At 71.5% G+C, this 11,205-nt stretch carries 9 protein-coding genes; 6 read left to right on the top strand and 3 right to left on the bottom strand.

Annotated elements, in window-relative coordinates; genetic code table 11:
* The first annotated feature begins 103 nt into the window (after nucleotides 1-103).
* The 4 genes from AC07FA_RS09300 (at nucleotide 104) to AC07FA_RS09285 (ending at nucleotide 5,890) form a co-directional block, all read left to right on the top strand.
* The gene (locus tag AC07FA_RS09300; protein WP_479074205.1) at nucleotides 104-1,891 is read left to right on the top strand and encodes an alpha/beta fold hydrolase; all 1,788 of its coding nucleotides are present in this window, start codon (nucleotides 104-106) and stop codon (nucleotides 1,889-1,891) included.
* 249 nt (nucleotides 1,892-2,140) lie between these two features.
* Nucleotides 2,141-4,192: a SpoIIE family protein phosphatase gene (locus AC07FA_RS09295; RefSeq protein WP_479074204.1), complete on the top strand. Its 2,052-nt coding sequence runs from the start codon at nucleotides 2,141-2,143 to the stop codon at nucleotides 4,190-4,192.
* Nucleotides 4,193-4,296: 104 nt separating this feature from the next.
* Nucleotides 4,297-4,935, top strand: coding sequence for a LysE family translocator (locus AC07FA_RS09290; protein WP_479074202.1), 639 nt, complete (start codon nucleotides 4,297-4,299; stop codon nucleotides 4,933-4,935).
* 88 nt (nucleotides 4,936-5,023) lie between these two features.
* Nucleotides 5,024-5,890 carry a hypothetical protein gene (locus AC07FA_RS09285; protein ID WP_479074201.1) on the top strand — a complete coding sequence of 289 codons (867 nt, stop codon included), beginning with the start codon at nucleotides 5,024-5,026 and terminating at the stop codon, nucleotides 5,888-5,890.
* 64 nt (nucleotides 5,891-5,954) lie between these two features.
* Here AC07FA_RS09285 and AC07FA_RS09280 read toward each other — a convergent pair whose 3' ends face one another.
* Both AC07FA_RS09280 and AC07FA_RS09275 read right to left on the bottom strand, forming a co-directional pair.
* Nucleotides 5,955-6,842 carry an alpha/beta fold hydrolase gene (locus AC07FA_RS09280; protein ID WP_479074199.1) on the bottom strand — a complete coding sequence of 296 codons (888 nt, stop codon included), beginning with the start codon at nucleotides 6,840-6,842 and terminating at the stop codon, nucleotides 5,955-5,957.
* On the bottom strand, nucleotides 6,839-8,254 hold the full coding sequence (locus tag AC07FA_RS09275; protein WP_479074198.1) for a carotenoid oxygenase family protein: 1,416 nt from the start codon (nucleotides 8,252-8,254) through the stop codon (nucleotides 6,839-6,841). The genes AC07FA_RS09280 and AC07FA_RS09275 overlap by 4 nt, the downstream gene beginning before the upstream one ends.
* A gap of 92 nt (nucleotides 8,255-8,346) precedes the next feature.
* Between AC07FA_RS09275 and AC07FA_RS09270 the strand changes: the two genes are divergently transcribed.
* Both AC07FA_RS09270 and AC07FA_RS09265 read left to right on the top strand, forming a co-directional pair.
* Nucleotides 8,347-8,967 (top strand): TetR/AcrR family transcriptional regulator, encoded by a 621-nt coding sequence (locus AC07FA_RS09270; RefSeq protein ID WP_479074196.1) that lies wholly within the window; start codon nucleotides 8,347-8,349, stop codon nucleotides 8,965-8,967.
* Nucleotides 8,968-9,071: 104 nt separating this feature from the next.
* Nucleotides 9,072-9,860: a hypothetical protein gene (locus AC07FA_RS09265; protein WP_479074195.1), complete on the top strand. Its 789-nt coding sequence runs from the start codon at nucleotides 9,072-9,074 to the stop codon at nucleotides 9,858-9,860.
* 74 nt (nucleotides 9,861-9,934) lie between these two features.
* Here the strand turns inward: AC07FA_RS09265 and AC07FA_RS09260 are convergent, their stop codons facing one another.
* On the bottom strand, nucleotides 9,935-11,131 hold the full coding sequence (locus tag AC07FA_RS09260; protein WP_479074194.1) for an amidohydrolase: 1,197 nt from the start codon (nucleotides 11,129-11,131) through the stop codon (nucleotides 9,935-9,937).
* Nucleotides 11,132-11,205 lie beyond the last annotated feature (74 nt).

Raw genomic sequence — 11,205 nt, 5'->3', positions numbered from 1 at the left:
GAACAGCCTTCAGGAAACGCTGTCATGAGCGTTGACACACCTATGACGCCTGTCACAGCATGAGCGCGGCCCGGTACTTACCGGTCGGTAAGGTGCCCTCGGTGTGGAGGTCTTCGTGTCAGGTGCTGTCTCCAGGTTCCGCAAACCACTCGTCCTCGCAGCGGGAGCGGCCCTGGCCGCGCCCCTCGCCCTCGCCGGCCCGGCCCAGGCCGAAACGGCTTCGTACACCGTCACCCCGCTGAAGTTCACCGTCCGCGCGGGCGACCGCACCTGCACCGTCGACGCCGACCTCTACCGCCCCGCGGGCGTCGACGCCGCGCACCCCGCCCCCGCCGTCCTCGCCACCAACGGCTTCGGCGGCAGCAAGTCCGACGGAACGACCGACGCCATCGGCAAGGCATTCGCCGCCCGCGGGTACGTCGGACTCGCCTACTCCGGACTCGGCTTCGGCAAGTCCGGCTGCCTGATCACCCTCGACGACCCCGCCGTCGACGGCAGGGCGGCCTCCGGACTCCTCGACTTCCTGGCCGGGTCCCGCGCCGCCGACGACGGCACCATGGCCGACTACGTCACCAAGGACGGCGCGGGCGATCCGCGCGTCGGCATGATCGGCGGTTCGTACGGCGGCGCGGTCCAGATGGCCACCGCCGCCGTCGACCACCGGGTCGACGCGCTCGTCCCGCTCATCACCTGGAACGACCTGGGATACGCGCTCGCCCCCAACAACACCGGTGCGCGCCAGGGCGTCTCCTCCGACACCCCCGGCGTCTTCAAGTGGCAGTGGACCAACGGCTTCTACCTGATGGGGGAGGGGCAGACCCTGCTCAACGCGAGCCTGGACCCGTCCAGGTTCGGCAGCCTCACCTGTCCCCACTTCGCGGCGCGGGCCTGCGACACCATCCGGCTGCTGAACTCGGGGCGCTACCCCAAGGACGAGTCGGACGCGATGCTCGCCTACGCGCGCAGCGTCTCGCCCGCCTCCTACCTCGGCCGCGTCAGGACCCCGACCCTCCTCGTACAGGGCCAGACCGACAGCCTGTTCAACCTCAACGAGGCCACCGCCACGTACAAGACGCTCAAGGCGCAGGGCACCCCGACGAAGATGATCTGGCAGTCCTGGGGACACAGCGGCGGCCACGTGCCCGGCGAACTCAGCCTGGGTGAAGGGAATCTGGAGACCAGTTACGTCGGACAGCGCGTGCTCGCCTGGTTCGACCGCTACCTCCAGAAGAAGGACACCGACACCGGCCCGGCCTTCGCCTACTACCGTGACTGGCAGAGCGGTTACGGCACGGCGGGCGCCGTGCCGGCCCTCTCGCAGAAGATGTATCTCTCCGGGGACGGCAAGCTGGTCGACAACCGCTCCAAGGTCGTCCGGGGCAGCCGCCAGTACAGCAACTGGCTGGTGCCGACCAGCCACTCCGAGAGCTCGCTCGCCGGTCTGACCGGACTGCCCGACCGTGCGCCGTACGACACCAAGGGCACCTACCTCGGCTGGACCAGCGCTCCGCTGACCTCACCCGTCGATGTCGTCGGCGCCCCGAAGGCCACCCTGAAGGTCGTGTCACCCAAGACGGAGCGGGTCCAGAACAGCGGCGACGCCTCCGACAAGCTGGTCCTGTTCGCCAAGGTCTACGACGTGGCACCGGGCGGCAGCCGCGAGCTGGTGAACCGCCTCGTCTCGCCCGTGCGGGTCCCCGACGTCACCCGCCCCTTCACCGTGGAACTGCCGGGCATCGTCCACCGGTACGAGACGCGGCACCGGTTCGAGTTCGTGATCGCGGCGAGCGACACCGCGTACTTCGGTAACCGGGGCATCAAGCCGGTGACCGTCGTCAGCGCCCCCGAGGACACCGGAGTGCTGGAACTGCCGGTGGTTCCGGCCGGCTGACCGGCCACCGGGGCGGCGTCCGGGCGGTCACCCGAATGGCGGTATCCCGCTGCCCTCCGGGCCTGGGGTGGAGACACTCTGGGAACCGGGGGGCGACTGCGGGGGTCACGTGTTCCGCCGGCGCACCAAGTGACGGGGGAGGGTGTTCTGCCCCTGTCCGCGACCGTGCGGGGGGCACCCCGCGAAGTTATGCTCGGGACAGCACTGGAGCAGCACCCACGGTGAGACCGGCCCCTGCGGAGTGTACGCATGGCAGCACGTGATCGACCGGACATCGGTGCGCGGGAGCGGCTGGCCCTCAACCGCATGGGCACGTTCGACTGGGATCTGGAACGGTCCACGCTCGTGTTCGACGAAGGAGGCCTGGCCGTCTTCGACCTGCGCCCGGACGAGTTCGACGACATGGCCGATTCGCTGATCCTGCGCGTACCCCCCGAAGAATGCGCCCGGATGGAATCGGCGTTCCGCAAGGCCGTGGCCGCGGGGCAGTCGTCCTACGGCGCCTACTTCCAGATCCGGCGCCGCGACGGAATGCGGCAGTGGACCCACGTACGCGGTCGCATCGTCCGTGACGACGAGGGCGTCCCCTTCCGCGTGCTCGGCATCGTACGGAACGCGACGACGGACCTCTCCGAGTTCAGCGTGGTCAGCCCGCTCGAAGCGGGCCGGCAGCGTATGACCGCCATGGTCCAGGGCACCACCGAGGCACTCGCGCAGGCGGTGACCGTCGAAGACGTCACCGCCGTGCTGACGGGCGCCGGAGGTATGGAGCGGTTCGGCGCCGACGGACTGGTCCTGGGGCTGGTCGAAGGGAGCGGGCTCAAGCTCGTCGGCCTCGCCGGAGAACCGTTGTCGGTCCTCACCGAACTGAAACTCGACCAGGTGGACCAGTCGCTGCCGCTGGCCGAGGCAGTCCTCACCCAGCAGCCGCGCTTCGTGGCCTCGCTGCCCGAGCTGGCCGACCGATTTCCGCGGCTCGGCCCCTACATCCGGCGGCGCCGCCTCGACGCGGCGGCCTTCCTGCCCCTGGTCGCCCAGGCCCGCTCCATCGGCGGGCTGGGGCTCTTCTACCGCGGGCGCACCGAGTTCTCGGCGGAGGACCGCAACCTGTGCATCGGTCTCGCGGGCATCGTCGGGCAGTCCCTGCAACGGGCCATCCTCTTCGACGAGGAGCGGCAGTTCGCGACCGACCTCCAGTCCTCCATGCTGCCGCGCCACATCCCTGACGTCGAGGGCGCGGACATCGCGGTGTGCTACCGGACGGCGCGGAGCGGCAGGGACGTCGGCGGCGACTGGTACGACGTGATCGTGCTGCCCAGAGGGCGCATCGGGATCGTCGTCGGCGACGTCCAGGGGCATGACACGCACGCCGCGGCCATCATGGGGCAGCTCCGCATCGCGCTGCGCGCCTACGCGGGCGAGGGCCACACCCCTGCCACGGTGCTCGCACGTGCCTCGCGCTTCCTGGCGGAACTCGACACGGAGCGCTTCGCCACCTGTACGTACGCGCAGGTCGACCTCGTCTCGGGGGCGGTGAAGGCGGTACGGGCCGGACATCTGGGGCCGATGGTCCGGCACACCGACGGACGGATCGGGTGGCCACGGCTGCGCGGCGGGCTCCCGCTGGGGCTGGCGACGACGTTCGGGGACGACGAGTACCCCGAGACGCGCCTGGACCTCGTGCCCGGCGAGACCCTGGTCCTGTGCACGGACGGACTCGTGGAGGAGCCCGGACTCGACATCGAGGTGGGCCTCGACGCGCTGGCCGAGGCCGTGCGCACCGGCCCGGCGGGGGCGCAGGCCCTCGCCCGGCATGTGACGGAGGGGCTGTGGGGCCGGGCGAAGTCGGGCGACGACATCGCGCTCCTGGTCCTGCGCAGAAACCCGGACGTGGGGACGGACCAGGCGCCGCGCATCCATCAGTACATCCACCAGGCCGACCCGGAGGGGCTGGCGGAGGCCCGCGCCGCCCTGCGGCAGAGCCTTGAGCACTGGGGGCTGGGCATGCTCGCCGACGACGTGGAGGTGGCGGCCGGCGAGCTGCTCGGGAATGTGCTCCTGCACACGGAAGGCGGCGCGGTCGTCACCCTGGAGGTCCTGCTGGAGCCGGACCGGCGGGTCCGGCTCTGGGTCAACGACCGCTCAAGCGCCCGTCCCCACCGGCGCACTCCGGGCGAGGCGGCGACCTCCGGAAGAGGGCTGATGATGATCGAGGCGGTCGCCGACCGCTGGGGCGTCGAACCCCGGGGCGAGGGCAAGGCGGTCTGGTGCGATTTCGTGCCGCCCGCCGCCGAGGAGTGACGGCCGAAGCCGAGGCATGAGCCCGGTGCCGGGGAGTGACGGCCGCCGCCGGGGCCCCGGCAAATGCTTCGGACTTCCGCGAAATCCGTGCTTACATGCGCCCCATGGTGTCTACCGACCGACTCATGGCGTTCGCCGCCATGTCGTTGCTGCTGATCGTGATCCCGGGCCCCAGCGTGCTCTTCGTGATCGGCCGGGCGCTGGCGCAGGGACGCCGTGCCGCGCTGACCACGGTCGTGGGGAACACACTCGGGGCGTACGTGCTCGTCGTGGCCGTGGCACTCGGGGTCGGGTCCCTCGTGGAACGTTCCGTCCTCGCCTTCACGGTGCTGAAGCTCGTGGGCGCGGCGTACCTGGTGTACCTGGGGGTCAAGGCGGTGCGGCAACGCGGATCGCTGCACGCCGCGTTCACCGGTGACGGCCCCGCACACGGAGGTCTGCGCACCCTGGGGGAGGGGTTCGTGGTCGGCGTGGCCAACCCCAAGACCATGGTGTTCTTCGCCGCCGTGCTCCCGCAGTTCGTCGACCGCGGCCAGGGGCACGTGACCGTCCAGATGCTGCTGCTCGGCGTGGTCTTCAACGTCATCGCGCTGGCTAGCGACAGCGTGTGGGGGCTGGTCGCGGCCACCACGCGCACCTGGTTCGCCCGGTCACCGCAGCGGCTGGCCCTGGTCGGCGGGGCCGGCGGACTCGCGATGATCGGCCTCGGCGTCACCGTCGCGGCGACCGGCCGTAAGGACTAGCGCCTGTCCGGCCGTTGAACCGGCGTCGGTGTTTTCCTCGTTGTGGTCCGTGTCCGCGCCACGATCCTGAGGGAAGAGGAGAGCCGCCGTGCCACCGGTTGCGAGAGACGAGTCCTACGAGATGAGCAGGCTGGCCTTCGACCGCCTGATCACCGATGCCGGGGGACGCCCGCCGAGTCCGGGCAGCGAGGACTCGATTCTCGCGGACCTCCACGACGAGGCGGCCGGCGAGATGGTCAGGGTGACCGTGCAGCGCACGGCCGACGGTCAGCCCGCCCACGCGACGGCCACGCAGGACGGCTACACGATCACCTACGATCCGGCCTACCAGCCCCAGGAACACACCGACGCGGCCGCGTTCGTCCGGGCCACCGTCGCCCACGAGCTGCTGCACGTGTCAACGGACGTCCGGTACCAGCGCCCCGCCGATCCCGGCCTGACCTACGTCAACTTCCACCTCCCCGAGGACATCGGCAGCCCGCAGTTCCGCGAGGCGTACCAGGCTCAGTCGACGGCGGCCGAGACGAACCTGGGCCGACTCGAAGAGATCATGCAGCGGGAAGCCGGGAGCAACGTGCTGGACGGCGACATGCGCGAACATCTGCAGGACCGGCTCAACTACGGCATGGCCCAGCCGCATGTGCACTACGACACCGTGCTGGCCGACGTCGTCGTGTACATGGGCGGGATGCGAGCGACGGACTCCGACACCTACCGGTACGCGTCCCAGCTGTCCCACGAGGCCTACAACCGGCGCATCCACGGTACGCGCGACAGCCACCTGGAGCAGCAACTGCCCGGACCCAGGCCTCAGCACCGGCCGTCACTCGCCGAAGCGGCCGGTATGCGGTTGTCCATCGCGCGAGGTCCGGCGGCCGGAGACTCCCAGCAGAGCGTGCCTGTTTCGGGCCCCACCAGCACGCAGAGCACCTCCCGGCGGATGGGCGGGCCCTGACCGCGGAGGCGGCCGGCCCCGACGCCGACCGGCACGCCGCCGTGATGTCCGTACGGGCCCGCCGCTACCGCGTACCCCGGGGCGAGTTCGTGAGGTGACGGTGCAGGAGCCCCGCCACTTCGACGGCGGCCTGTTCCGGGATCCAGTGCCCGATTCCGGTCAGGGTGTGGAAGGTGTACGGGCCGGTCACGAACCGGCGTGTGAGCTCGCCGCCCGCCCGGCCCAGTGCCGGGTCGCTGTCGCTGTTGACGAACAGGGTCGGGACGGCGACCTTGGTGAGCTGCCCGGGTGTGCTGAAGGGCATCGCCCGGTACCAGTGGAGAGCCGGGGTGAGCGCGCCCGAGGTCACCAGGAACTCCAGGTCGCGGGCGAGGGCGGCCGGGCTCTGCCCGCCCGCCATCCGTTCGGTGACGCGTGGTGCCGCGGCCGGGTCGAGCCTGCGGATCAACAGTTCGGGAATCCACGGCAGTTGGAAGAAGAACATGTACCAGGACATCAGGAACTGGCGGCTGGTGAAGAGGGCCCGCATGAAGGCGGCGGGGTGGGGGACGGACAGGGCGGTCAGGGTGGCCACCACGTCCGGCCGGGCGGCGGCGAGCGTCCAGGCGACCGCGGCGCCCCAGTCGTGTCCGACGACGTGCACCGCCCGGCCGCCCGGTCCGGCCGCCTCGATGAGGGCGGCGGCGTCGTCGGCGAGCTGGGACATCCGGTAGGCGAACCTGCCGCGCGGCCGGGCCCGGGGCGAGTATCCCCGCTGGTCGGGCGCCAGTGTGCGGTATCCCGAGGCATGCAGCAGGGGTGCGAGCAGGTCCCAGGAACTCGCCGTCTGGGGGAACCCGTGCAGGAGCACCACGACATCCCCGTCGAGCGGGCCCCGGTCCACGACGTCGAAGACCAGACCGTCGCGCTCGAAGGACGTGAGCCGCCCCTCGGTTCCCCGCGCGGCCGTCATGCCTGGACCCACTGGCCGTGGAAGGTGTAGCCGAGGCTCTCGGGGACGGGGAGGGTGCAGACGGGGCCGTCGGCGACGGCTTGGGCGTCGAAGACGACGATGTTCGTGGTCCCGGCGGTGAGCTGGGCCTCGTAGGCGACGAGCCAGCCCCGCTCGTCGAGCCGGCCCGGGTCGCGCGGGACGAAGAGCGGCTCGCTGACCAGGTGGCCGGGGCCGTAGTCGTAGACGTCGGCCTCGCCGCGCTCGGTGTCGTAGCGTGCGACCGCCGTGAACGCGACGCCCGAGGTGGGGGTGCCGATGGTGGCGCCGTAGACGTTGCGGTGGGCGGTGGTGGAGCGGCGGGGGTCGATGGTGGGCCACTCCGTGGGCAGCCCGTGGAGCTGGTGGTCCTCGACCTTGCCCGAGGGGCTGACGCGGTAGCGCCACAGCCGGCCGACGGGCAGACAGGACGGATCGGTGAGGTGACTCATGCTGGAGATGGCCTCGTGCATGACGGTCCAGGACCGGAAGCGGACCAGGTCGAAGACGATGTCGTCGCCGTCGTCGTAGGCGCCGGCGAAGTGCCACTGGAACCACGGATCGGCCTCGACGACGCGGAACGGGCCTCCCGCGCGGGGAACGAGCAGGATGCGGGTGGCCTCCTCGCCGTGCCACCGCATCGCCTGGAAGGCCGGGACCCGGCCGGAAGCGACGGCGGCCAAGTCGAGGACGACGGGGCCGAGACAGAACACCAGGTGGGTGGCGGTCATCGCGAAGTCGTGGACCATGTAGCGGCGGGGCAGCCTGATGGACCGCAACCGCTCGGTCGGCCGGCCCCGCTCGGTGCGGTAGATGTCCAGCCGGGGGCGCGGGCCGTAGACGCAGCCGAAGTTCCACACCTCGGCGCTGCCGGGGTCCCAGCAGGGGTGGGCCGAGTACGGGCTGCCCAGCCGGCGGCCGAGGGGACCCGACGGCGCGAGCGCACGGTCGAGGTCGCACCGGCCGAGGGTCTCCAGCGTGCCGGGGTCCAGCTCCCAGGGCATGTCGCCCTCCCAGAGCGCGAGCAGCCGGCCGTCGATCACCGTCACCGAGGTGCTGGCCTGGGAGGAGGCCGGGCGCAGCAGCAGGTTGCGGAGCCGGCCGCCCGCGGCGTTGGCTCCGGGCAGGCGCAGCGGCGGCGCGTCCGACTCCGGGGCGTCCAGGGACGCCTGGTAGGAGGGGGTCCTGACATAGCGGGAGCGGACGCGCACGGGGCTGCCGGGAGCGAAGGTCACGGCACTGACCAGGCCGTCCCCGTCGATGAGGTAGTCGGACAGATGGTTGCCCGCGCCATTGCGGTAGAGGGTCCCGGCCAGGCCGCCGGGGACGGCCCCCTGACTCGGCCGGAGCTCGGCATCGACTTCGCGTGCCCAGCCGCCATGACGCAGATCCATGAACACTCCAATGTGATCAGCGAACACATTCATGTGAGCGCTGATTACATTCGCTCCTGGGTGGCGTGTCAAGGTGTGGTACCACTGGCTGTATGAACACCCGGGAGGCCGGCCGGCCTTACCACCACGGATCGTTGCCGGAGACGCTGGTCGCGCACGCCGTCCAGCTGCTGGACGAGGGCGGCGCCGAAGCGGTGACCGTCCGTGAGGTGGCCCGCAGGGCGGGCGTCTCCCCCTCGGCGCCGTTCCGGCACTTCCCCGACCGGGCCGCCCTGCTGGCCGCGGTCGCCGAGGCCGTCGCGGTGGACTTCGGCGCGATCCAGATGGCGGCGGTGAGTTCGGCCGGCTCCGTCCCGTTCCGGGCGTTGGGTACCGCGTTCGTGCAGTACGCACTGGCCCACCCGCACCGGTTCGCGCTCCTGCGCGGCGCCCTGTTCGGCGCGGATCGAACGCCCGCCCTGGACGCGGGGCATCGCGCCTTCACCCAGGGCGTCGTCGAGCTCATCATCGCCGGGCAGCAGCGCGGAGAGCTGCGCCGAGCCGATCCCGAACTGATCAGGATCGCCGCTCAAGCGCTGGTCTACGGCCTCTCGCAGATGTTCGTCGACGAGTACCTCGACGCTTCACGCGCGAACGTACTGATCAACCAGGTCGTCGACCTGTTCGGCCTGGGCGTCCTCGCGCCCGGAAGCGACGTACGCGGAGAGACCTGAACGCAGTAGTCACTCATGCGGAACGTCTCCTTCGGGTCGTGTTCGCCGCGGATTCGTCCGGCCCGACAAGGATTGTGCGGATACGACACCGAGAAGGGCACCCCGTGCAACGACGTGAGTTCGCAGCCGCTTTCACCGCCGCCATCGCCGCACCTGCCGTCCTCGGCACGCCGTCGGCGCACGCCGCGGGCCGTGCGAGCGAGGGGAGTGGAACGGCGGGCCTCCCGCACCACATGTTCGCGGTGCTCGCCTCCGCGCTCGATGACAGGACCGCCGCCCGCGCCCTCGTCCCGCACATCCACGACGTCGGCTTCGACTGGCGGCCGGAGACCGCGGCTCTCGACGAGCTGGACTTCATCGTCGCGTACGGCTTCGGGAACCGGCCCCCGGCCGGCGGCGGCGACCCGTCGAAGGTGCGCTACGAACCCGGTCCGGTCAACGAGGAACTGGCCGGCACCGTCGCAGCGGTCCGCAGGCGCAGGAACGTCCCCGTCTACGCGCAGTGGGAGATCGCGCGCTTCCTCGAGTCGAAGTACCGCATGAAGAACGTGACGTCGATCGAGCCGCTCGTCGCCCCCGACGGCACGATCACCTATCTCAGCACCGACGGAGTCGCCGCCCAGGTCGCCGAGGCCCGCAAGAACCTGCCCGGCGGGATCGGCACGGCCGGCGTCGTCGGCTTCCGCGACCACGTCAAGCGGTGCGTGCTGACCACCCGCGACCGCGGGATGCGGGCGTACGCCCCGCGCGGCTTCGAGATGCCCGGGACGTACGACCCGGAGTCGGGTCAGGTGTGGACGCGCCGCCGCGATCTGTACCTGGTCAATGACATGACGGCCCAGTGGACCGTCCTGCGCCAGAAGCTGATCACCGAGGCGTACCCCAACGGCTGACTCCGCCGGCCGCTTTCGTGTACGGGCTGCTCCTCGTGGAGATCCGCAGCGGCCGGCGAGGGAGCCGGGGCCCGTCAGCCGGCGGGCTGCCCGGGCAGGTCACGGGGTGCCCGCCCCCGGAGATGCGCCAGCAGCCGTCGACGGTGGCCGGGGTCGGCCGCGAGTTCGACTCCGGTCCAGGCCAGTGCCACCGCCGCGTCCAGGAGCGCCCGGTCCGCCTGTGCGGACGTGCCGGCGTCGGCGAACGCGCGGGTGTGCTGGACGGCGCCCCCGGTGTCGTAGCCGATCATCGGGTGGATGGTGGGCAACAGGTGCGAGACGTTGCCCATGTCGGTGGAGCCTCCGCGTTCCGGAGTCCGGCCGACGGTCCGGCCCAGCGCCTCGGCGGCACCGGCGTAGATCTCCGCCATCGCGGTGTCCTGGCGGAGTTCGGCGAAGTCCCGCCCGCGCGTCGTCATCGTCAGTTCGGCCCCGGTCGCCAGCGCCCCCGCTTCGAAGCAGGCTTTCACCCGGTGCTGGAGGCTTCGCATGCGGCCGAGAGTCCCGGCGCGTACCTCGTAGTGGGCGGCCGTACGCGCGGGGATGACGTTGGCGGCCTGACCGCCGTCGGTGATGATGCCGTGGACCACACTGTCGGGCGGGAGCTGCTGGCGCAGCAGGCCGAGCGAGGTCTGTGCGACGGTGAGCGCGTCCAGGGCGTTGACGCCTTCCCAGGGAGCCGCGGCCGCGTGGGCGGGGCGGCCCGAGTAGGTGATGTCCCAGGCGCCGATGGCCAGCGAGGTGGTGGCCACCGTGTCCGTCGCGTTGGCGTGCGCCATCATCGCGGCGGCCACGTCGTCGAAGAGGCCCGCCTCGATCATGTAGGCCTTGCCGCCGGAGTCCTCCTCGGCGGGCGTGCCCAGGAGCTTGACGGTGACGCCGAGCCGGTCGGCGACCTCACCCAGGGCGATCGCCGCTCCCAGGGCGGCGGCGCCGTTGACGTTGTGTCCGCAGGCGTGGCCGATCCCCGGCAGCGCGTCGTACTCCGCGCAGAAGGCGATGACCAGATCGCCGGTGCCCTTCACGGCGGAGAAGGCGGTCGGCAGATCCGCGACCCCGCGTCGCACCGAGAAGCCCGCCGCTTCCGCGAGCTCCGCCAGCGCCGCGGCGGACCGGTGTTCCTCGAAGGCGGTCTCGGGCTCGGCGTGGAGCCGGTGACTCAGGGCGACGAGCGGCTCTCGCCACGATCCGGCGCAGTCGCGCACGGTCGTGCGCAGCGCTGTGGTGTTCAAGGGGTGCTCCTTGCTCCGGTGAGAAGTGTGGACGCGGGCTCCCGGGCCGAGCGGGTTCCCCGGCCCGCGCGAGG

The sequence above is a fragment of the Streptomyces sp. NPDC045968 genome (genome assembly GCF_056430475.1).
This window is presented reverse-complemented; position numbering and strand designations above follow the sequence as displayed.